Below are 21,236 nucleotides of genomic sequence, written 5' to 3' on the forward strand. Positions count from 1 at the left end.
AGTGATGGAAAAAACCAGCACCCCAAGTCTCGCTATCGTACGCCAACTCGAAGCCGTCGGCTTCCGTGCCTGGCCCGCCACGTCGGTCCACTATGACGGCACCTGGGCGATACGCATGACCGCAGCGCATCCATCCCGGCGTCTCAACTCGATTAACCCGCTCGATCCCGGCGACACGCGTGATATTCCAACGCGTGTGGAACTGGCAGCACAGCGTTTTCGCGCCTATGGCCGTGTTCCCTGCTTCAGGCTTTCGCCACTCGCGCCGCTCGAGCTTGAGGATTATCTGGAAGGACTTGGCTGGAAGCGCCGGGACGAAACCATCGTGATGACGGCGAATCTCGAGGAACTCGATCTGTCGGGCGCCATCGACCAGATACCCTTGAAGGATATCGGGCGTTTCGTGGATGCCTCGCTTTCGATCCATGAAAGACCGGAGGATATGCGGCCCGGATTTTCCGAGCTTCTCAACAGCGTTCGCCCGAATAAGGGCATGTTCGTGCTGGAGGAAGGTGGTCGCGCTGTGTCCAACCTGCTGTGTGTGCAGGACGGTGTGATGGCAGGTCTGTTCGATGTCGGAACCCTGCGCGACGCAAGGCGCAAGGGGTATGGGCATGCGATTGTCGGTTCTGCGCTCAAATGGTCCGCAAAGCTCGGTGCGAAGACGGCATGGCTGCAGATCGAGGCGGACAACGTCGCCGGACTTGCTCTTTACGAGAGCTTCGGCTTTCAGGAAGCCTATCGCTATGCCTATCGGGAGAGCAACGACAAATGACCGAGGTAAAGGGACGGCGCATTCTTCTGGTCGCAGCTTGCGCATTGGTGGATTCGGATGGCCGCGTTCTGCTGACGCAGCGCCCGGAAGGCAAGCAGCTTGCCGGGCTGTGGGAGTTTCCTGGCGGCAAGGTGGAGCCGGGTGAAACACCGGAAGAAACGCTGATCCGCGAATTGCAGGAAGAAATCGGCATCACCACGAAGGTGGCCTGCCTTGCGCCACTGACATTCGCAAGCCACACCTATGATGACTTCCATCTGCTGATGCCGCTCTATGTCTGCCGTCGTTATGAAGGCATCGCGCGAGGGCTTGAAGGGCAAGCACTCAAATGGGTTCGCCCGAAGGATATGCGCGACTATCCGATGCCGCCGGCCGACGAACCGCTGATCCCGTTCCTGTTGGATCTTCTGTAAAGAGAGCCCTGCCCACAACTGTGGAAAAAGGTTGGCAATTTCTTACGATTCCGCTGGCCGGTTAATCTATGATTCACTCCGTTGAGGCATTCTCGTTTACGAGCCGCCCCGGAGTCTTGAAGCATGAGTTTCGACAACAATTATTTCAGTGCCGATCACAACGAATATACGGCCAAGCCGCTAACGAAGGCTGGTCGTGGAATCCTGCGCGTTGTGCTATTGTTCGGCTCTGCTGTTGTCGCTCTGGCTCTCATCATTGTGCCGGTTCTCAACGATCAGGCAAACAAGGTTGCAGCCCAGTCAGTGCTCCCGGCCGGGATCGATCGCACCATGACCGGTTCGATCAAGCGTGATACCGGCAATCAGCCGCACGCGGCAGGTCAGACCTATACAGTGCGCAAGAGCGTGCTTCAGCCAAGTCCGAATTCCGTCTGCATTATTGAGACAAACGGCAGCCACCACGGCGATTGTTAGCCGTCTTTCACATGCCATTATTCCCAAAACCGGTTCCCGCTTTTGGGAGGCATGCTTTATTCTTCCTCAGCCTTTTTTAGCGCTTCCGCGAGCGATGCTTTTGCAGAGCCGGGCTTCAATGGCTTTTGCTGCGATTCATGCGGCGCCCAGCCCGATAGCCAGATGACGGAGAAAGTGGCGCGGATGCGCCCGTCCAGATCGGAGAACCGTTCTGCGTAGATTTCAGCGGCACGCAGGAAAAGGCGTTTTGAAACCGGCTTTCTGGACCGATCATGCAGAATGTTCTGCATCCCCATGGCGCGCAGATCGGCCATCAGATTGAACAGCGAATCGTAGCGCACTGTGATGTTATCGACATCGGTTACAGGTAGGGCGAAGCCTGCACGTTGCAGAAGGCCGCCCACATCGCGTACGTCCGGAAATGGGAAAACGCGCGGCGAGGCGCCGCCCGTCAATTCGATTTCTGCTTGAAGCAGACTTTCGCGCAATTCACCCAGCGTTCCGCTGCCGCTCAGGGCGGCGAGAAAAAGCCCGTCCGGCTTCAGGGCGCGGGCGATCTGCACCATTGTGCCCGGCGTATCGTTTGTCGCGTGCAGCGCCATCAGCGACACGACAAGATCGACGCTGCCAGGTTTCAGCGGAAGTATCTCCTCATCGCCGACAATAGCCGGGAATGGACCCTGCAAAAAATCCCTGTCGCGTTCGATGCGGACAATCAGGTCGGCCTTGCCAGTCTGTGCTATGGCTGCAGCCGCTGCGCCGGTATGGCCAGCCAGATCGACGGCGACGGGAAAATGGCGCTCCACTGCGTCGAGACGATCAGCGAGATCGTCGGCAATGCGCTGCAACAGGAAATCCGCGCCGGGTTCGGCGCGCGCAAAGGCGCGGCGGCGAAACGAGAGCAGGAGATCGCGATCAAAGATCGCGCTATCATCAGTCGGCGCAGGCATGGAATCCGTCTTCTCTTTCGAGCAAGGTTCAGTACAATCGTTGCGGGGATAGATGCATTCGAACGGGGGCGAATGCAATGGCGGATGACGATAGAACGCATCAAACCTTTTTGCGCAACGCGGGCGAAAGGCTTCGGCTGTTGGCTGGCAGGGCTGTTCGCTCGTCGGCGGACATGTTGTTTCCGCCGACATGTATCGGCTGTCGGATGCATGTGTCCGAACCGGGGACGCTGTGTCCGAAATGCTGGCCGGAGCTGCGCTTTATAGAAAAGCCCTACTGTCCTGTGCTGGGCATACCTTTCAGTCATGATTTCGGTGAGAATTTCATGAGTGCGGAGGCGATTGCCGATCCTCCACCTTTCCGGCGTCTCCGGTCTGCCGTCCTGCACCGGGGGGCGGCACAGCGCATGGCGGTTTCGCTCAAGTTTCATGACCGGACCGATCTGGCTCCGTGGATGGCGCGCTGGATGCAGCGTGCGGGCCGCGAATTGCTGGATGAATGTGACGTGATACTGCCAGTGCCCCTGCATCGCTGGCGGTTCTGGCAGCGGCGCTTCAACCAGTCGGCGGAACTTGCCCGCGCCTTGGCAAAACTGGAGGCGAAACCCTTTGCGCCGCAAGGCGTGAAGCGTGTGCGCCGGACCGAACAGCAGATCGGTCTTGGCATCAAGGAGCGAAAGCGCAATGTGGACGGCGCGTTTCGTGTGCCGCAGGAACACGAGATTCATGTTCGTGGGCGACGGATTCTGCTGATCGACGACGTCTATACGACCGGCGCTACAGTCAAGGCGGTGACGCGGGCCCTGTTGCGCGGCGGAGCAAAAAGCGTCGATGTGCTGACGTTCAGCCGTGTTCTCCCGGATTGAACCGGATAATTGGCTACACAGGCTCGTGAAAAGCGTCAGGGCTTCCAGATGGCGCTTTTGCCGCTTATATAGTGGCCAAAACGATTGGAGTTTATAATGGTTGATGTAACGATCTACACGCGTATCGGTTGTCCTTACTGCACCCGGGCGAAGGATCTTCTGACCCGCAAGGGCGTTGCTTATAATGAAATCGATGCAGGCGTATCGCCGGAACTGCGCGCTGAAATGCAAGAGCGTTCGGGCCGTAACACCTTCCCGCAGATTTTCGTCGGGCCTGTTCATGTCGGCGGATGCGATGATCTTTTCGCGCTGGAAGACCAGGGTAAGTTGGACGGCCTGCTCAAGACTGGCGAATTGGCGTAGAATATAAAGGGGGAGAAACCGATGAGCACGTTCCGCGCTGCTGCAGTACAGATGCGTTCCGGCACAGATGTTGTCCGCAATATCGAGGCTTTGGAGAAGTTCGTCGCTGAAGCGGCAGCAAAAGGCGCGGCTTATGTGCAATCGCCGGAAATGACCGGCGCGATGATGCGTGATCGTGCAGCCTTCAAGGCGAGCCTGCGTGATGAAGCCAATGATCTGGTCTTCAAGGCAGCTTCGGCATTGGCGGCGAAACACGGTATCTTCCTTCACATCGGTTCAACCGCCATCGATGCCGGTGATGGCAAGATTGCCAATCGCGCCGGAATTTTCACGCCTTCGGGTGAGAAATTCGTCACCTATGACAAGATTCACATGTTCGACGTCGATCTGGACAATGGTGAAAGCTGGCGCGAATCGGCGACCTATGAGCCGGGCAAGGAAACTGTCGTTGCCGAACTGCCTTTCGCAAATCTCGGCATGGCGATCTGCTACGATATCCGCTTTCCGCAATTGTTCCGTGCTCAGGCGCTTGCCGGTGCCAATGTGATCACCGGCCCGGCTGCCTTCACGAAACAGACAGGAGAAGCCCACTGGCACGTTTTGCAGCGTGCGCGTGCCATCGAAAATGGTGCATTCCTGATCTCTGCCGCGCAAGGCGGTCTGCATGAGGATGGGCGGGAAACCTATGGTCATTCGATCATCGTCTCACCATGGGGCAAGATTCTCGCCGAGGCCGATCACGATGAACCGGGTGTCATTCTGGCCGACATCGACGTGGCGGAAAGCGCTGCTGCACGCGGCAAGATACCGAACCTGAAGAATGCGCGGGAGTTCGATGTCCGGACTTGCTCAGCGAAACAGAAAGAGGATGCGTAAGTTCCATGATCCGCTTTTCGCTTCATTGCGATCACGGCCATGAATTCGAGGGCTGGTTTCGCGACAATGCTGATTTCGACCGTCAGTCGGAAAGGAAGCTTGTCGCTTGCCCGGTGTGCAATTCGCAGGCCGTTCAGAAGTCGCTGATGGCGCCTGCGGTCTCGACAAGTCGCGGCAAGGAAAAGATTGCCATGGCGTTGGGCGATACGCAAAAGCAGATATTGGACGAAATGCGGGAGTTGAGCCGCAAGGTTCGTGAGAATGCCGATTATGTCGGCGACAAATTTGCCGAAGAAGCCCGGAAGATTCATTTCGGCGAGACCGAAACGCGTGGTATCTACGGCGAAGCGTCGCGCGAGGATGTGCATTCGCTGCTTGAAGACGGTGTCGACGTTCTGCCGCTGCCGGTATTTCCAGAAGATAAGAACTGATTGCCGGCATAGGGGACAAGGCGCATGAAACTGACGGATTCTGCGCCTTTTTTGCTGATTGCAACCGGCACCTTGCTGGGCCTCATCCTGCCGCTCGGCAAGATCGCCGCGCAGGCCGGTATTCCGCCCGCGATCTGGACATTTCTGTTCTCGGCGAGTGCAGGGATCATTCTGTTCGCTGTTCTTCTTCTGCAGGGAAAGAAGATCGGCTTTTCAGGCGGGCGACTGCGTTACTATATCTGCACCGCGTTCATCTCCTATGCCGTGCCCAATCTTCTCATTCTTTCTGCCATTCCGCGCCTTGGAGCGGGTTTTACCGGCATCATGTACACGCTCTCTCCGGTCATCACGCTCGTTCTGTCTATGGGGTTCGGACTGCGGCGTCCCAATGCGCTGGGGATCGGTGGTATCGCTGCCGGATTTATCGGCGCGGTGATGGTGGCGATGACGCGCGGCGAGGTGGGGAAACCAGCCGATCCATTGTGGATCGCCGCTGCATTGCTCATTCCTGTGTTTCTCGCCATCGGCAATGTCTATCGCACGCTCGACTGGCCGAAGAACTCCGATCCGACCGAGCTTGCAGCCGGAAGCCATCTCGCATCGGCACTGATGCTTTTTGCTGGAATACTCATATTCACCGGCCAGTTTCCGATTGAAACACTTGCATTCGCGCCATGGGCTGCCCTGGCCCAGTCGATTGCGTCGGCTGGCATGTTTGCCCTGTTCTTCCGGTTACAGGCGGTTGGCGGGCCGGTCTATCTTAGCCAGATCGGCTATGTCGCAGCCGCACTGGGGCTTATTTCGGGAACACTGTTTCTCGGCGAACACTATCCGCCGCTGACCTGGATCGGGGCGCTGGTTATCTGCGCAGGCGTTGCCATGACAACGCGCGCGCAAAGAGGCTGATTGGATCAGGCGGGGCGTTCGGCAAGCACCATATAGTTCACATCGGTGTCGCGGGAGCGGCTCCAGCTGTCGGCCAGCGGATTATAGGTTACGCCAAGCTTGTCGATGACACGCAGGCCGCCTTTCGCAAGTGCGGATTCGAGTTCTTCCGGGCGAACCAGCTTTTCATATTGATGAGTGCCGCGCGGCAGCCAGCGCAGGACATATTCCGCGCCGATGATTGCCAGACCGTAAGCCTTCAGCGTGCGGTTGATTGTGGCGACGAACATCAGTCCGCCGGGCTTTACCATTTCGCTCGTTGCCGACATGAACAGGTCAACATCGGAGACGTGCTCGACCACTTCCATGTTGAGGACCACATCGAATTTTTCACCGGCCTCGGCCAGTGCTTCTGCGGTCGTGGCGCGATAATCGATGTCGAGACCGCTTTGTGCGGCGTGGATTTTCGCCACTTCGATGTTTGTCGTGGAGGCATCCGCTCCGATCACGGTTGCGCCGAGGCGCGCCATCGGTTCGCAGAGAAGCCCGCCGCCGCAGCCGATATCGAGTAGGCGCAGGCCCTCGAAGGGGCGCGGCGCATTGGGATCGCGATTGAACTTGGCGCAGATCTTTTCCTTGATATAGGCAAGCCGTGTCGGATTGAACTTGTGCAAGGGACGGAACTTGCCCTGCGGATTCCACCATTCCGCGGCGATGCGCGAAAAATGCTCGATTTCCGAAGCGTCGATGGTGGTGCGGGCGGTCTCGGTCATTTCATTCTCCAGCGGCGGAAGCGTGCAGTTCTGCTCTCAAGGTAGTACTCCAAAGTCAAGGAACAAATCAATTTCGCTCTCAAGGGGCCCGATACGAATCGCGGCCTTGCGGAAGAGCGGCATTTTAGCTATGTGACCCCGGGTTTGCCTGTCGCAACAATATAAGGTTTGGGCAGGTGAGAGTGTAATTTTTCTAAACAGCGGGACGTAACCTTAAATGGCGCGCATCGTGATGAAATTCGGCGGCACTTCGGTAGCCGATCTGGAACGCATCTATAATGTGGCGCGCCACGTCAAACGCGAGGTCGAGGCGGGCAATCAGGTTGCCGTCGTCGTTTCGGCCATGTCCGGGAAGACCAACGAGCTGGTCGGCTGGGTACAGAATATGCCGAAAGTCTGCGGCGCAAGCTCGCCTTTCTACGATGCCCGCGAATATGACACCATCGTCGCTTCCGGCGAGCAGGTGACCAGCGGCCTTCTGGCGATTGCGCTTCAGTCCATCGGCGTCGACGCACGTTCGTGGCAGGGCTGGCAGATTCCGATCAAGACCGACAACGCCCATGGCGCGGCCCGTATTCAGGACATCGACGGCTCGGAAATCATCCGCCGTATGGAAATGGGACAGGTTGCCGTCGTTGCCGGTTTTCAGGGCATAGGTCCTGACAATCGCGTTGCAACGCTCGGGCGCGGCGGCTCGGACACGTCTGCTGTCGCTATCGCTGCCGGTGTGAAGGCCGATCGCTGCGATATTTATACGGATGTCGATGGCGTCTATACCACCGATCCGCGCGTGGAGCCGAAGGCAAAGCGTCTTTCAAAGATTTCCTTCGAGGAAATGCTGGAAATGGCATCGCTCGGTGCCAAGGTTCTGCAGGTGCGTTCGGTCGAACTCGCCATGGTGCACAAGGTGCGCACTTTCGTGCGCTCGAGCTTTACGGACCCAGATGCGCCGGGCATGGGTGATCCGATCAACCCGCCCGGAACCCTTATTTGCGACGAGGATGAAATCGTGGAACAGCAGGTCGTCACAGGTATCGCCTTTGCGAAGGATGAAGCTCAGATTTCGCTGCGGCGCGTGGCCGACCGGCCGGGCGTTTCGGCAGCTATTTTCGGGCCGCTCGCCGAAGAGCACATCAATGTCGACATGATCGTGCAGAATGTGTCGGAAGACGGCTCCAAGACCGATATGACCTTCACCATTCCAACCGGTGATGTCGACAAGGCCCTGAAGGTTTTGGACAAGGTCAAGGGCGAGATCGGCTTCGACAATATCCAGTCCGAAACCGGCCTCGCCAAGATTTCGGTCATCGGTATCGGCATGCGCAGCCATGCGGGCGTTGCTGCTACCGCCTTTAAGGCGCTGGCCGAAAAGGGCATCAACATTCGCGCCATCACAACGTCTGAAATCAAGATTTCTATCCTGATCGACGGCCCTTATGCGGAACTGGCCGTGCGCACGCTGCATGCGGTCTATGGCCTCGACAAGTAGTCAGCCAGTTTAGTTTCCATTTGAAACAGAGTTGTATGCAGGGCCGCGCGGCCGAAAGGGTGCGCGGCCCTGCAACATTTTGCGAGCAGCGACTATTTGTTCTGGACGCGGGTGTCAAAAATGCTCACAAAGGGGTTGGCGTAACGCTTCGCGGGCGGGTATTGGGAATCGGCTGGCGGAACGCACGTCAGCAATTTTGAAGGAGCCCCCGACGATCATGCGTGAGCTGACAACCGGTCCCCGCGTACTGCTTAAGCGGTTGCGCGAATTGATGGCAGAGCCGCTGGAACCGCAGGCGCGCCTCGACCGGATCGTTCGTGAAATCGCCCAGAATATGGTCGCGGAAGTCTGCTCCTTCTATATATTGCGCGCTGATGGCGTCCTAGAGCTTTACGCGACCGAAGGTCTCAATCCGCAGGCAGTCCACCTTGCCCAGCTTCGCCTCGGTCAGGGTCTGGTCGGCACGATTGCCGCAAGCGCCCGTCCTCTCAATCTGACCGATGCGCAAAGCCATCCAGCTTTCGCCTATCTGCCGGAAACGGGTGAAGAGGCCTATAATTCCTTCCTCGGCGTTCCCGTTCTGCGTGCTGGCCGCACTTTGGGCGTTCTTGTCGTCCAGAACAAGACCAAGCGGGCTTATCGGGAAGACGAGGTCGAAGCACTTGAAACCACCGCCATGGTTCTTGCCGAAATCATCGCGACCGGGGACGGGCTACGTCTGGCCCGTCCGGGCATAGAGCTTGATCTCGGTCGCCCGATGAGCGTGACAGGACAGGCTTTCAACGACGGTATCGGCCTTGGCCATGTGGTGCTGCATGAGCCGCGCATCGTCGTCACCAATCTTTTCAACGAGGATAGCCAGGCAGAGCTGAACCGGCTGGACGAGGCGCTTGGCAGCCTGCGCATATCCATCGATGACATGCTGTCGCGCCGCGATGTGGCGGCGGAGGGCGAGCATCGCGAAGTGCTCGAAGCCTATCGCATGTTTGCCCATGATCGCGGTTGGGTGCGGCGTCTGGAAGAAGCCATTCACAACGGTCTGACCGCCGAGGCGGCGGTCGAAAAGGTGCAGAGCGACACACGTGCGCGCATGGTGCATCTGACCGACCCCTATATGCGTGAGCGCCTGTCGGATTTCGATGATCTCGCGAACCGTCTGCTGCGCCAGCTCATGGGGCGTGACATCAAGACCATCGCCGAATCGCTGGTCAAGGACGCGATCATTGTCGCCCGTTCGATGGGTGCTGCCGAACTTCTGGATTATCCGCGCGAGCGTTTGCGCGGTGTGGTTCTGGAAGATGGCGCAGCCACGAGCCATGTCGTGATCGTGGCCCGAGCAATGGGCATTCCGGTCGTTGGCCAGGCCAAGGGCATTGTATCCATGGCCGAAAACAACGATGCGGCAATTGTCGATGGCGATGAAGGCATCATGCATCTGCGCCCGCAGTCCGATCTGGAAACGGCTTACGCCGAAAAGGTTCGGTTCCGGGCGCGGCGTCAGGCTCATTATCGTGAGTTGCGGGACAAGCCATCTGTCACCAAGGATGGTGTCGATATATCGCTTCTGATGAATGCAGGGCTTCTCGTCGATCTGCCGCAACTGTCGGCTTCGGGTGCGGCGGGGATCGGCCTGTTTCGCACCGAACTTCAGTTCATGGTGGCCTCGACATTCCCGCGTGCCGAACAGCAGGAACGTCTTTATCGCTCGGTCATTGAGGCGGCAGGCGACAAGCCGGTGACTTTCCGGACGCTGGATATTGGTGGAGACAAGGTTCTCCCTTATTTCAGTTCGACAGTGCAGGAAGAAAATCCGGCACTCGGCTGGCGGGCCATCCGTCTGACGCTCGACCGTCCGGGGCTGCTGCGCACCCAGCTAAGGGCGCTTTTGAAGGCGGCGGGCGGCCGTGAGTTGAAAATCCTGCTGCCGATGATAACGGAAGTCAGCGAGGTGAAGGCCGCGCGCGAGATCATCGATCGTGAGGTCCGTCACCTGTCGCGGTTCGCCCATCAGTTGCCGATGTGTCTGAAGCTGGGAGCGATGATCGAGGTGCCGTCGCTGCTGTGGCAGCTTGAGGAACTGATGTCGCTCGTCGATTTCATCTCCGTCGGTTCAAATGATCTGTTCCAGTTTCTCATGGCGACGGATCGTGGCAACTCGCTGATGTCGGGTCGCTTCGACCAGCTTTCGCCTGCATTTCTGCGGGCACTGCGCTTCATCGTGGAAACCGGCAATCGCCACGGCAAATCGGTTACCCTATGCGGTGAAATGGCGAGCAGGCCGCTTCCAGCCATGGCGCTGGTGGGCATCGGGTTTCGGTCGATCTCGATGTCTGCGGCGGCAATTGGCCCGGTCAAGGCCATGCTCGATGCGCTGGACGCGGGCAAGCTTACGACCTTGCTGGCGGAAGAGCTGGACAAGCCGAATAGCGCGCATTCATTGCGTGAACTGTTGATGAGATTTGCCGAAGACAACGATATTCCGTTATAGCGAAGCAGATTGATCTGACCGAACGGTCGCGGTGCAGGATTGCGCGGCGTTTCGTTTTGCATGCTTGCACGCCGCTGACAAATTTTAGGACATGACATGATCGCATTGCCGCAGGACCGGATGGACCAGCTCTTGAAGCGGTTCTCGATGATCGAAAGCCAGATGGCCAATAATCCGGATTCGGAAACCTATGTGAAGCTCGCATCTGAATATTCCGAGTTGCAGGAGGTAGTCGGCAAGATTCGCGAACTGACGGACGCCCGCAAGGAAGCAGTTGATCTGGCGGCCATGCGTGACGATGCCTCTACGGATGCAGAGATGCGCGCGCTGGCTCTGGAAGAACTGCCGGAAGTCGAAAAGCGCATCGAGACGCTGGAGCAGGAAGTGCAGATTCTGCTCTTGCCGAAGGACGCCGCCGACGAGAAGAATGCTATTCTCGAAATTCGTGCCGGTACGGGTGGACTTGAGGCAGCACTGTTCGCCGGTGATCTGTTCCGTATGTATGAGCGTTATGCCGCCGAAAAAGGCTGGCGGGTCGAGCTGGTCTCGGCCAGCGAAGGCGATGCCGGTGGTTACAAGGAAATCATCGCCACAGTTTCCGGCAAGGGCGTGTTCTCCAAGCTCAAGTTCGAATCGGGCGTGCACCGTGTGCAGCGTGTGCCTGAAACGGAAGCGGGTGGCCGCATTCACACCTCGGCTGCAACCGTCGCAGTCCTACCTGAAGCCGAGGATATCGATATCGAGATCCGCAATGAAGATATCCGCATCGATACGATGCGGGCGTCAGGTGCCGGCGGACAGCACGTGAACACGACCGATTCGGCGGTTCGTATCACGCATATTCCGACCGGCATTATGGTCGTTCAGGCTGAAAAATCCCAGCACCAGAACCGTGCACGCGCCATGCAGATTCTCCGTGCACGCCTTTATGATATGGAGCGCCAGAAGGCAGAAACCGAACGCTCTGAATCGCGCCGCAGTCAGGTCGGTTCAGGTGATCGCTCCGAGCGTATCCGCACTTATAATTTCCCACAGGGGCGCGTCACCGATCATCGCATCAATCTGACGCTCTACAAGCTCGACCGGGTTATGGAAGGTGATCTGGACGAACTGGTCGATGCGCTGATTTCTGATCACCAGACCGCACTGCTGACTGAGCTGGGCGCCTGAGCGTGAGCGGCGAACGCCTCGACACACTAATGAGCGCCGCTCGGAAACAGCTTCGGGACGTGGGGCTCGATACACCCGATCTCGACGCGCGGCTGCTGGTCGAATGGGTGACGGGGGCAACTCGACTCGATCTGATTTCTCCGCCGGAAAAGCTGATTGATGAGGAACGTGTCGCGGCGCTTCGGTCTGCACTGGAGCGCCGGGCCGCAGGCGAGCCGGTGCATCGCATCATAGGCAGGCGCGAGTTTTTTGGCCTGCCTTTCCGGCTTTCTGCCGCGACGCTTGAACCACGTCCCGATACGGAAGTTCTGGTGGAGCTGGTCATTCCGGCGCTGGAGGCGCTTGCGGGACAGAACAGCACGCTTGAGCTTCTCGATATGGGCACGGGAACGGGCGCGATCGTCATTTCGCTTCTCCATCGCTTCGAACATGCGCATGGCATCGGCCTCGACATGGCCGACGGTGCGCTGGCAATGGCGCGAATCAATGCAGTCGCCAATGGCGTAGGCGACCGCTTTGCCGCACTTAAAAGCGACTGGTTCCAGTATGTGAGCGGACGGTTTCATCTTATCGTCTCAAACCCGCCCTATATTCCGCATGAAGATATTGCGGGATTGTCGCGCGAAGTGCGCGAACATGATCCGCTTGCCGCACTTGATGGCGGTGCCGATGGACTGAATTTCTACAGAGCCCTTGCACAGAAGGCGGCAGATCACCTATATAAGAGTGGAATGGTTGCCGTAGAGATCGGCGCCGGACAATTCCAGGATGTTGAGGCGCTGTTCGAAAGCGCAGGTTTTTCTCTCGCAGGAGATGCGAGCGATCTTGGCGGCCACAGAAGGGCCATGCTTTTCGCGCACAAATCAAATACGTAATTTTGATGCGGCGAACCGCTAAAAAACACTTGGAATTTGCGGCGAAGCCGTTTAGTTTCCGGCCACCGTATACAGCCAGAATGGTTTTGCCCGCTGATGGGCGGTGGCGGAAATGCTCCATGACGATTTTTGGTCATGCTCCCCGGAGGGTTCTTTGGGGATGGCTTGTGCGGAAGTACTCGACTTTCAAGCATAATCTCGAAGAGCAAAGCTTTTCGGAGTGGTTATGCATTAATGCAACCGCGGAGTTTCGGTGACCCATAGAGGTGTACCTAACTCAGGAGCAGTCGATTTGTGGGAAGTTTTTAGGGCGTACTTCCTCCATGGTTCGATAGCGTGAAACCGGCAGCTTTTTTGGCTGTGGAGTTTCTACGCCCTTTAATCTGAAAAGAGATGAATATGAGGCCAGCACAGCAGAACAGGCGCATGCGCGGACGGGGGAATAACAATAATAACAACAACAATAACCGCAAGGGCCCCAATCCTCTGTCGCGCAATTACGAAAGCAATGGCCCGGATGTGAAGATCCGTGGCAATGCGCAACATATTGCAGAAAAATACTCGACACTTGCGCGGGACGCACAGGCATCTGGCGATCGCGTGATGGCAGAAAACTATCTTCAGCACGCCGAACATTACAATCGCATCATCATGGCTGCCATGGCGCAGAATCCGGTGCCGTTCCAGCGCGAAGAAACCTTTGACGATGACGGTTCGGATGATGAAGAAGCAGGTTTCACGCCTGTCGCAGCACAGCCGCAGCCCGTCAACGGTTCCGGTCCGCAGCCGGTTATCGAAGGCACTCCTGCCGAGGTCGTCTACGGCGAAGATGGTGGCGAGCCGGTAAAGTCCGGCGAAGGTCGCCAGCAGCCGCGCGAACGCGACAATCGTGATCGTCGTCTCGGTCGTGGTCGCCGTCCGCAGCGTGAGCGCTTCAACGCTGACGAGCGTTCGGATGAACAGCCGCAGGAAAAGCAGGCTCAGCCGGTGGCTGAAGAGGCTTCGGCTCCGGTTGAAGTCGTGGCCGAACAGGCATCACCGGTGGTCGTTGAAGCCGCTCCTGCTGCCGATGCAGCATCTGCCGAAGAAGCCGCACCACGTCGCGCTACGCGCCGCCCGGGTCGTCCGCGTCGTGCCGCCAAGGACAGCGGTGACGAGACGCCAGTGACGGAACCTGCAAATTCCGACGCTTAAAACGTCTCCTCTTGATCGAGTTTAAAATGGCGCGGTTTCCGCGCCATTTTTATTTGTTTTTGCAAGTGCCTGTAACCCTTGCCGAAACCCGGCCATCGTCCCATATGCTGTCTTGGAAAGAAGCCCGCCCAGTGTGGGGGCTTCGTCACCATACATCTTTCGGTGCCGCATGACGGGCCGGAAGGCAAAGGAGACATCATGAACATCGAAAAATATACAGAGCGCGTCCGGGGCTTCATCCAGTCTGCACAGACTTTTGCGCTGTCGTCGGGCAACCAGCAATTCACGCCGGAACACGTGTTGAAGGTTCTCGTCGATGATGACGAAGGGCTTGCCTCATCCTTGATCGAACGTGCGGGCGGACGCATTGCCGATGTACGCACCGGTCTGCAGAACGCGCTCGAAAAGCTGCCCAAAGTGTCGGGCGGCAACGACCAGCTATATTTATCGCAGCCGCTTGCCAAGGTCTTCTCGCTTGCCGAGGAACTTGCAAGCAAGGCCGGTGACAGCTTCGTCACCGTCGAGCGCCTGCTGACGGCGCTGGCGATGGAAAAATCCGCAAAGACGTCTGAAATTCTTTCCGCTGCCGGTGTGACCCCGACGGCGCTCAACAAGGTCATAAACGATATGCGCAAAGGCCGCACCGCCGATTCGGCGTCCGCTGAAAGCAATTATGATGCGTTGAAGAAATATGCTCGCGATCTGACCGAGGATGCGCGGGCAGGCAAACTCGATCCTGTGATCGGTCGTGACGAGGAAATTCGCCGCACGATTCAGGTTCTGTCGCGCCGCACCAAGAACAATCCGGTGCTGATCGGCGAGCCGGGCGTCGGCAAGACCGCAATTGCGGAAGGTCTGGCGCTTCGCATCGTCAATGGCGACGTGCCCGAATCCCTGAAGGACAAGCAGTTGATGGCGCTCGATATGGGAGCGCTGATTGCCGGTGCCAAATATCGCGGTGAGTTCGAAGAACGTCTGAAAGCGGTGCTTTCGGAAGTGCAGACCGCTGCTGGCCAGATCATCCTCTTCATCGATGAAATGCACACGCTTGTCGGCGCAGGCAAATCCGATGGCGCCATGGATGCATCGAACCTTTTGAAGCCTGCTCTTGCACGTGGTGAACTGCACTGCGTCGGCGCGACGACACTGGAAGAATACCGCAAATATGTCGAGAAGGACGCAGCGCTTGCCCGTCGCTTTCAGCCGGTATTCGTCGATGAACCGACAGTCGAGGACACGATTTCGATCCTGCGTGGCCTGAAGGAAAAATACGAGCAGCATCACAAGGTGCGCGTTTCGGATTCGGCTCTGGTTGCTGCGGCGACCTTGTCGAACCGTTACATCACCGACCGTTTTCTGCCCGACAAGGCAATTGATCTTGTCGACGAGGCGGCATCGCGCCTGCGCATGCAGGTTGATTCCAAGCCGGAAGAGCTGGATGAAATCGACCGTCGCATCATGCAGTTGAAGATCGAGCGCGAAGCGCTGAAGGTTGAAACCGACGCTGCTTCCAAGGATCGTTTCCAGCGCCTCGAAAAGGAACTGACCGATCTGGAAGAGGAATCGGCGGAACTGACGTCGAAATGGCAGTCTGAAAAGCAGAAGCTTGGACTTGCCGCCGATCTCAAGCGTCAGCTTGAAGAGGCGCGCAATGCCCTTGCCATTGCGCAGCGCAGCGGCGAGTTCCAGAAAGCGGGCGAACTGGCCTATGGCAAGATTCCACAGCTGGAAAAGCAGCTTGTCGAAGCTGAAAGCCATGAAAACAAGGGCTCTCTGCTTGAAGAGACTGTTACGCCTGACCACGTCGCGCAGATCATTTCGCGCTGGACCGGTATTCCGGTCGACCGGATGCTGGAGGGCGAGCGTGAGAAGCTGCTGCGCATGGAAGATGAACTCGCGAAACGGGTCGTCGGGCAGGGCGAAGCGGTACAGGCTATCTCGAAGGCGGTTCGCCGTGCGCGCGCCGGGCTTCAGGACCCCAACCGGCCTATCGGCTCGTTCATCTTCCTCGGCCCCACGGGCGTCGGTAAGACGGAACTGACCAAGGCGCTTGCTTCATTCCTGTTTCAGGACGATACGGCCATGGTGCGTATCGACATGTCGGAGTTCATGGAAAAGCATTCCGTGAGCCGACTGATCGGCGCGCCTCCCGGCTATGTCGGCTACGAAGAAGGTGGCGTTCTGACGGAAGCGGTTCGTCGCAGGCCTTATCAGGTGATCCTGTTCGATGAGATCGAAAAGGCGCATCCGGACGTGTTCAACGTGCTGTTGCAGGTGCTGGACGACGGACGCCTGACTGACGGGCAGGGCCGTACGGTCGATTTCCGCAATACGGTCATCATCATGACCTCGAATCTCGGTGCCGAGTATCTCGTCAATCTTGGCGAGAAGGACGATGTCGAGTCGGTTCGTGACGAAGTGATGGGCGTGGTGCGGGCTGCCTTCCGCCCGGAATTCCTGAATCGTGTCGATGAAATCATCCTGTTCCACCGGCTGCGCCGCGAAGACATGGGTGCGATTGTCGATATCCAGATGCAGCGTCTCCAGATGCTGCTGACCGATCGCAAGATCGTGCTGCAGCTGGAAGAGGATGCACGCGAATGGCTGGCCAACAAGGGTTACGATCCGGCCTATGGCGCACGTCCGTTGAAGCGTGTCATCCAGAAGGAAGTTCAGGACCCGCTCGCCGAGCGCATTCTTCTGGGCGACATTCTGGATGGTTCCATCGTCAAGATTACCGCAGGTTCGGATAGGCTCAACTTCCGTCCGGTTCGCGGTGCGCTTGAAGATGAAGGCCAGAAGGTCGGTGAGAACGCCTGAACGTTCTTGAGTTGAAGGCTGGGCGTCGCAACCGGATAGGTTGCGGCGCCTTTTTCATATCTGTCCTGACAAGTTTTCTGGCTTTCCTTCGATGTCGGCCATTTTCATGTCCAGTTCATCTGGCATCTGCTCTATCAACTAATCAGTTGTTAACCATATTAGCGGCATCCATGATCTCTCGATCACCCAGGGCATTCTTCATGGCGCATTACACACGCATGCTTCGTTTCGCTTTGTTCGCTTCCGTTGCGGTAACTGCCTTCAACGGTATTGCGCGCGCAGAGGAAGTCAGTTCTGCAGCGGCTACCGAACGCCCGGTACAGCTTGCGCAGCTTTATGATCCGGGTGAAGAAATCTATCATGATCGCCGGGTACGGGTTTTTATCGACCAGTATGGCCGCCGCGTTACCATGGATCGTCGCGGGCGCATTCTCAGTGTCGAGGACGCCAATAATTATGACCCGAACGCCTATGACCGTCGGGTTCGTCGTGCGCCGCAGCCAGACGACAACTGGACACTCGATGGTCCGGTCGACGGTGGCGCGCCCTATGACGGCTTCGGTAATGTGCCCGAAGACCCGAACTATTACCCGGACGCTCCGGCGGCGCCACAATATGGCGGCAACCGGGATGGACAGGTGCAGCGCTCGGTACTGCCTCCCGCTGGCGATCAGTATCCTGACAATACCAACACGAATTCAGCCAGCGCTAATCCCGGCTATAACGGGCAGCAGGATTACGGCCAGCCGGGTTATGAACAGCCAAGGGGCGTTCCCGATCCAGGCGACATGGCCCCGGCCATCGAAATGCCGAAGGGGCAGGGCGCAAAGGCAAAGATCGCAGCCTTCCAGATACTCCTCGACCGCGCCGGTGCATCGCCGGGCGTCATTGACGGTCGCTCGGGCAGCAATGTCGACAAGGCGGCGGCGGCTTACGGCGAATTGACAGGAAAGTCGATCAATCCAACGGATGAAGCAGCTGTCAATGCCGAGTTAGAAGCCACCGGCGGTCCAGCTTTTACGGAATACACGATCACCAATGAGGACGTTGGTCGACAATATGTTGCGTCGATTCCAGAAGATTACGCTCACAAGGCGCAGCTGCCGGCGATGGCCTATACATCGGTGACCGAAATGCTGGGCGAAAAGTTTCATATAGACGAGGCCTATCTGAAAGAGATCAATCCCGGCGTGAACTTCAACCAGCCCGGCTCGATTGTGAAGATTCCCAATCTTGGGAAACCTGTCCGGACCAAGGTGGCCCGCATTATCGCCGACAAGGGACGTAAGCAGGTTCGCGGCTACGACGAAACCGGCAAGCTGGTCGTTGCCTATCCGTCGACGATCGGTTCGTCGGACAATCCGTCGCCATCCGGCATCGTTCAGGTCGAGCGCATCGCGATCAACCCGAACTACACCTACAATCCGAAGATCAACTTCAAGCAGGGCAATAACGACAAGGTGCTGACCATTCCGCCGGGACCGAATGGGCCGGTCGGAACGGTCTGGATTGCGCTTTCAAAGCCGACTTACGGCATTCACGGTACGCCGGAACCATCGAGAATCGGCAAGACGTCAAGTCATGGCTGTGTCCGATTGACCAATTGGGATGCGGAAGAGCTGGCAAAGCTGGTGAAAGCTGGCGTAACGGTCGAGTTTACCGAGTAATACCAAGTCTCGTTGAGTTTTTCACATCGAGGCTTGGTTAAGCCGTGTGGCGATTGAGCATTTTCAGGGCGTGATGCGCTAGCATCTTAGCGCCCTGCTATAAGCATTCCTGTAATTTCAAAGAAAAGGCCGGGGGCGTTTCCCCGGCCTTTCTCTTTATCAGCTCTTCGTCGATCCGTTCGAGGCAAGCTTGGTACCGTTTTCATCGCTGTTCAAAAGCGTGTCAATGCGATCCCGTTCCTGCTTGAAGGCTTCAAGATCCTTGCCCGAAAGGGCCTTGTTGTCGGGTAGACGAATGCGCAGCGGATCGACCTTGGTACCGTTCACAATCATTTCGTAGTGAAGGTGAGGACCGGTCGAAAGACCCGTCGACCCCACATAGCCGATCACCTGTCCCTGCCGCACGCGCGCACCGGCGGTAACGCCGCGGGCGATGGCGTTCTGGTGGCTATAGCTGCTTACATAACCATTGGCATGACGAATCAGGGTCTGGTTGCCATAACCGTTGGTCCAGCCCGCCTTCTCCACCACGCCATTACCGGAAGCGATGATCGGCGTGCCGCGCGGTGCAGCCCAGTCCACGCCGGTATGCATGCGGCTATAGCCAAGGATCGGATGGCGGCGCATGCCGAACGGTGAGCGGAATACACCATTGGGAACCGGATTACGGAGCAGGAACTGCTTCGCACTCTTGCCGTCGCCATTGAAGTAATCGACGCTGCCGTCCGGGGCCTGATAGCGATAGAATTTGCGGGTTGTTCCACCAAAATTGGCCGATACATACAGAAGCTGCGAATCGGCTTCCGGTTTGTCGGGGTCGTCCGGCAGCGAGAAGAATGCGTCGATCTGGTCGCTCGGCGACAGCCGCGACTGGAGATCGACATCGCTTGCCAGCATCTTGACGAGCTGTTCGCGCATCGTCTCCGACATGCCATAGGCAAGCGCGGCACGGCTGATCCCGTCATAGACACTTGGCAGATTGCCTCGAATGGCTGTCGGAAGGGCGTTACCGTCGAAAGCTGTCTGCAGGAGCGGAGTCTGTTCTGGTTCGTCAGACGGAATATATTGTCCCCGGTCGTTGAGGGCGACGGTCACCAGATGGGTCGTGCGATTGTAGATGCTTGCACGCACGATGCGGTCCCGGCCATCCTGCGTCTCGGTACCGATGCGCAGGACGCTGCCTTCCTTGAGGCGCGGTGAGTTCATCAACTTGGCAAGAGAGTCGGCCATGTTCTCGGCATCGTCGCCGGTATAGCCAGCATCTTCGAGCGTCTGCGCAATCTCAGCTGTCTGGCGGAAAGGGATCAACTCCTCCGAAAATCCTTCGCCAACCGTTTCGTCATCACCGCGCTGCGCCACACTGACATTCTCCTGCGTAATTTTCACGCCAAGCGCAGGTCCGAGCGCAAATGGAGAGTCGGTGCCGCCGAACCGGGCAGGATCGACATAATGAAGTGAAGCGACCTGAACGTCACCGTCCGTCAGAAGACCGCCCGTATCGCGTACAACCTTTTCGACCTCGTCGACGGTAAGGTCGCTGGAAGCATCGAATGTTGCGCTGTTCATCGGAAAATCGACGACATGCAGGCTGACTTCGCTTTCGACCTTCGCGCCGTAAATCTGACCGGCATCGGCCGGCTGAGGCGCCGTGGGCCCTTCGGAGAACACGGTTAGAGCATTGAAAGCCGGATATTTGCGGTTGGTCGGATGATCGACAGCAAGAGCCATGCGGACAAATTCGAATGGTCGCGTCCGGATGACTTCCCGTTCACCCACTTTCTGCATTGTCGAAAGATCAAAGCGGCGACGATCTCGCGCCTTCTGCTGGGAAACTGTGCTGACAAGACGCGCGCCCTTGATGATGGCGGCCTCGTCAGTCGCTCCCGGCATGTCGGTGCGGGCAAGAATTTCGGGCGGGGTCGCCAATTGTTCGCGGCCATCGAGTGCTGCAAATAATGCAACGCCGATCAGCATGCAGGATGTAACGCCGGTCAGAAAGGTGCCAGCAAGCCAGCGGGCAGAAACTTCACGACGATCTGGTGGCCGTCGCCGTCCGCCTACGCTAAGCGGGGGCTCGTCACCCGGATCGAGATTGTTCGGCCCCATCTCTTTCATACTGCTATAGCCGGCCCTTCTTCAGAAACAGACTGCACAAAACGTGCTTGAAATCATTTGTCGGAAAAGCGGTTGAGCCGCCAATCCGGTGCTAAGGTGTCTTCCATCGTTTTGGAAGGCTCCCAAACGGGCATGAGAGTTTTGCCTTCCGAAGAAACGTAAGTCAACGACAAGCCTGCCGGACCAGGATTTCCACAGCAGTGCCAAGTCGTGCTTGATTGCCAGTTTCGAAAGTTAGGCGGACGCTATTTGGCTAATAAGGCCGGTTTATGGCCCTCCCAAGTGTGCTCGGTGCAATGAGTGCCCTATAATATAAGGTGAATACGTGGAAATCCGACGGCTTGTGGAAAGCTGTCAAAAAAACATCAAAAAACTTCAACGATGCTGTTGACAGATATGAGGGGTGCCCCCTATATACGCCTCCACAACGAGGGCGGCGACGCTGCTAGCGGCAGACTGGTTCGTCCCTTGAGTTGGTTGAAAGGGTTTGGCGGTAACGTTGGATTTGAGTAGACCGGCGGCATTAGCGGGGCGCGAGTTCTGTTGATGTTGGAAGAAAAGAACGGCTTTTAAGTTTGTGATTTTCTTCAAAAAAATGGGTTGACACGCTGA

Annotated in this window: 19 protein-coding genes; 15 read left to right on the top strand and 4 right to left on the bottom strand. The window is 57.6% G+C overall.

The window, feature by feature from the left end:
* Positions 1-4: 4 nt before the first annotated feature.
* From HWX93_RS04365 to HWX93_RS04375, 3 genes are all read left to right on the top strand, one after another.
* Positions 5-775: a GNAT family N-acetyltransferase gene (locus HWX93_RS04365; protein WP_176036608.1), complete on the top strand. Its 771-nt coding sequence runs from the start codon at positions 5-7 to the stop codon at positions 773-775.
* Positions 772-1,188, top strand: a complete 417-nt coding sequence (gene mutT, locus HWX93_RS04370; protein ID WP_006467893.1) for an 8-oxo-dGTP diphosphatase MutT — start codon at positions 772-774, stop codon at positions 1,186-1,188. Before HWX93_RS04365 ends, mutT begins: the two co-directional genes overlap by 4 nt.
* A gap of 123 nt (positions 1,189-1,311) precedes the next feature.
* On the top strand, positions 1,312-1,662 hold the full coding sequence (locus tag HWX93_RS04375; protein WP_151678666.1) for a hypothetical protein: 351 nt from the start codon (positions 1,312-1,314) through the stop codon (positions 1,660-1,662).
* Positions 1,663-1,718: 56 nt separating this feature from the next.
* Here HWX93_RS04375 and HWX93_RS04380 read toward each other — a convergent pair whose 3' ends face one another.
* Entirely contained in the window at positions 1,719-2,612 is an 894-nt protein-coding gene (locus HWX93_RS04380) for a methyltransferase domain-containing protein (protein WP_176036609.1), read from the bottom strand.
* A 77-nt stretch (positions 2,613-2,689) separates the two neighbouring features.
* On the opposite strand from HWX93_RS04380, the gene HWX93_RS04385 reads away from it, so the two are divergent.
* From HWX93_RS04385 to HWX93_RS04405, 5 genes are all read left to right on the top strand, one after another.
* Positions 2,690-3,478 carry a ComF family protein gene (locus HWX93_RS04385; protein WP_176036610.1) on the top strand — a complete coding sequence of 263 codons (789 nt, stop codon included), beginning with the start codon at positions 2,690-2,692 and terminating at the stop codon, positions 3,476-3,478.
* 96 nt (positions 3,479-3,574) lie between these two features.
* Entirely contained in the window at positions 3,575-3,841 is a 267-nt protein-coding gene (grxC, locus tag HWX93_RS04390) for a glutaredoxin 3 (RefSeq protein WP_176036611.1), read from the top strand.
* 21 nt (positions 3,842-3,862) lie between these two features.
* Positions 3,863-4,717 (top strand): carbon-nitrogen hydrolase family protein, encoded by an 855-nt coding sequence (locus HWX93_RS04395; protein WP_176036612.1) that lies wholly within the window; start codon positions 3,863-3,865, stop codon positions 4,715-4,717.
* 5 nt (positions 4,718-4,722) lie between these two features.
* Positions 4,723-5,148: a DUF1178 family protein gene (locus tag HWX93_RS04400; protein ID WP_109988542.1), complete on the top strand. Its 426-nt coding sequence runs from the start codon at positions 4,723-4,725 to the stop codon at positions 5,146-5,148.
* 24 nt (positions 5,149-5,172) lie between these two features.
* The gene (locus tag HWX93_RS04405) at positions 5,173-6,054 is read left to right on the top strand and encodes a DMT family transporter (RefSeq protein ID WP_176036613.1); all 882 of its coding nucleotides are present in this window, start codon (positions 5,173-5,175) and stop codon (positions 6,052-6,054) included.
* A gap of 5 nt (positions 6,055-6,059) precedes the next feature.
* Here HWX93_RS04405 and ubiG read toward each other — a convergent pair whose 3' ends face one another.
* Positions 6,060-6,806 (bottom strand): bifunctional 2-polyprenyl-6-hydroxyphenol methylase/3-demethylubiquinol 3-O-methyltransferase UbiG, encoded by a 747-nt coding sequence (gene ubiG, locus HWX93_RS04410; protein WP_176036614.1) that lies wholly within the window; start codon positions 6,804-6,806, stop codon positions 6,060-6,062.
* A 217-nt stretch (positions 6,807-7,023) separates the two neighbouring features.
* Between ubiG and HWX93_RS04415 the strand changes: the two genes are divergently transcribed.
* From HWX93_RS04415 to HWX93_RS04445, 7 genes are all read left to right on the top strand, one after another.
* Positions 7,024-8,295 (top strand): aspartate kinase, encoded by a 1,272-nt coding sequence (locus tag HWX93_RS04415; protein ID WP_010657494.1) that lies wholly within the window; start codon positions 7,024-7,026, stop codon positions 8,293-8,295.
* 217 nt (positions 8,296-8,512) lie between these two features.
* A complete protein-coding gene (ptsP, locus tag HWX93_RS04420) occupies positions 8,513-10,783 on the top strand; it encodes a phosphoenolpyruvate--protein phosphotransferase (protein ID WP_176036615.1) in 2,271 nt (756 codons plus the stop codon).
* A gap of 96 nt (positions 10,784-10,879) precedes the next feature.
* Complete coding sequence (gene prfA / locus HWX93_RS04425; protein WP_109988538.1) at positions 10,880-11,953, top strand: peptide chain release factor 1; 1,074 nt, start codon at positions 10,880-10,882, stop codon at positions 11,951-11,953.
* Between the two features lie 29 nt (positions 11,954-11,982).
* Positions 11,983-12,828, top strand: coding sequence for a peptide chain release factor N(5)-glutamine methyltransferase (prmC, locus tag HWX93_RS04430; protein WP_176036633.1), 846 nt, complete (start codon positions 11,983-11,985; stop codon positions 12,826-12,828).
* 399 nt (positions 12,829-13,227) lie between these two features.
* Positions 13,228-14,022 carry a DUF4167 domain-containing protein gene (locus HWX93_RS04435; RefSeq protein ID WP_109988620.1) on the top strand — a complete coding sequence of 265 codons (795 nt, stop codon included), beginning with the start codon at positions 13,228-13,230 and terminating at the stop codon, positions 14,020-14,022.
* 198 nt (positions 14,023-14,220) lie between these two features.
* On the top strand, positions 14,221-16,842 hold the full coding sequence (gene clpB / locus HWX93_RS04440) for an ATP-dependent chaperone ClpB (RefSeq protein ID WP_176036616.1): 2,622 nt from the start codon (positions 14,221-14,223) through the stop codon (positions 16,840-16,842).
* A 200-nt stretch (positions 16,843-17,042) separates the two neighbouring features.
* On the top strand, positions 17,043-18,509 hold the full coding sequence (locus tag HWX93_RS04445; RefSeq protein ID WP_176036617.1) for a L,D-transpeptidase: 1,467 nt from the start codon (positions 17,043-17,045) through the stop codon (positions 18,507-18,509).
* Positions 18,510-18,668: 159 nt separating this feature from the next.
* Here the strand turns inward: HWX93_RS04445 and HWX93_RS04450 are convergent, their stop codons facing one another.
* Both HWX93_RS04450 and HWX93_RS22880 read right to left on the bottom strand, forming a co-directional pair.
* Positions 18,669-20,624 (bottom strand): M23 family metallopeptidase, encoded by a 1,956-nt coding sequence (locus HWX93_RS04450; protein ID WP_176036618.1) that lies wholly within the window; start codon positions 20,622-20,624, stop codon positions 18,669-18,671.
* A 375-nt stretch (positions 20,625-20,999) separates the two neighbouring features.
* The coding region (locus HWX93_RS22880) for a hypothetical protein (RefSeq protein ID WP_210267197.1) at positions 21,000-21,236 on the bottom strand (237 nt) is incomplete at its 5' end.

It is taken from the genome of Brucella tritici, assembly GCF_902825325.1.
GTDB lineage: Bacteria > Pseudomonadota > Alphaproteobacteria > Rhizobiales > Rhizobiaceae > Brucella.

Excerpts from the sequence above, each read along its gene's own strand:
- HWX93_RS04450 (WP_176036618.1), bottom strand. The coding sequence starts at position 20,624 with ATGAAAGAGATGGGGCCGAACAATCTCGATCCGGGTGACGAGCCCCCG.
- HWX93_RS04435 (WP_109988620.1), top strand. The coding sequence starts at position 13,228 with ATGAGGCCAGCACAGCAGAACAGGCGCATGCGCGGACGGGGGAATAAC.
- grxC (WP_176036611.1), top strand. The coding sequence starts at position 3,575 with ATGGTTGATGTAACGATCTACACGCGTATCGGTTGTCCTTACTGCACC.
- HWX93_RS04385 (WP_176036610.1), top strand. The coding sequence starts at position 2,690 with ATGGCGGATGACGATAGAACGCATCAAACCTTTTTGCGCAACGCGGGC.
- clpB (WP_176036616.1), top strand. The coding sequence starts at position 14,221 with ATGAACATCGAAAAATATACAGAGCGCGTCCGGGGCTTCATCCAGTCT.
- prmC (WP_176036633.1), top strand. The coding sequence starts at position 11,983 with ATGAGCGCCGCTCGGAAACAGCTTCGGGACGTGGGGCTCGATACACCC.
- HWX93_RS04395 (WP_176036612.1), top strand. The coding sequence starts at position 3,863 with ATGAGCACGTTCCGCGCTGCTGCAGTACAGATGCGTTCCGGCACAGAT.
- HWX93_RS04445 (WP_176036617.1), top strand. The coding sequence starts at position 17,043 with ATGGCGCATTACACACGCATGCTTCGTTTCGCTTTGTTCGCTTCCGTT.
- HWX93_RS04375 (WP_151678666.1), top strand. The coding sequence starts at position 1,312 with ATGAGTTTCGACAACAATTATTTCAGTGCCGATCACAACGAATATACG.
- ubiG (WP_176036614.1), bottom strand. The coding sequence starts at position 6,806 with ATGACCGAGACCGCCCGCACCACCATCGACGCTTCGGAAATCGAGCAT.
- HWX93_RS04365 (WP_176036608.1), top strand. The coding sequence starts at position 5 with ATGGAAAAAACCAGCACCCCAAGTCTCGCTATCGTACGCCAACTCGAA.
- prfA (WP_109988538.1), top strand. The coding sequence starts at position 10,880 with ATGATCGCATTGCCGCAGGACCGGATGGACCAGCTCTTGAAGCGGTTC.
- HWX93_RS04400 (WP_109988542.1), top strand. The coding sequence starts at position 4,723 with ATGATCCGCTTTTCGCTTCATTGCGATCACGGCCATGAATTCGAGGGC.
- HWX93_RS04415 (WP_010657494.1), top strand. The coding sequence starts at position 7,024 with ATGGCGCGCATCGTGATGAAATTCGGCGGCACTTCGGTAGCCGATCTG.
- HWX93_RS04380 (WP_176036609.1), bottom strand. The coding sequence starts at position 2,612 with ATGCCTGCGCCGACTGATGATAGCGCGATCTTTGATCGCGATCTCCTG.
- ptsP (WP_176036615.1), top strand. The coding sequence starts at position 8,513 with ATGCGTGAGCTGACAACCGGTCCCCGCGTACTGCTTAAGCGGTTGCGC.
- HWX93_RS04405 (WP_176036613.1), top strand. The coding sequence starts at position 5,173 with ATGAAACTGACGGATTCTGCGCCTTTTTTGCTGATTGCAACCGGCACC.
- mutT (WP_006467893.1), top strand. The coding sequence starts at position 772 with ATGACCGAGGTAAAGGGACGGCGCATTCTTCTGGTCGCAGCTTGCGCA.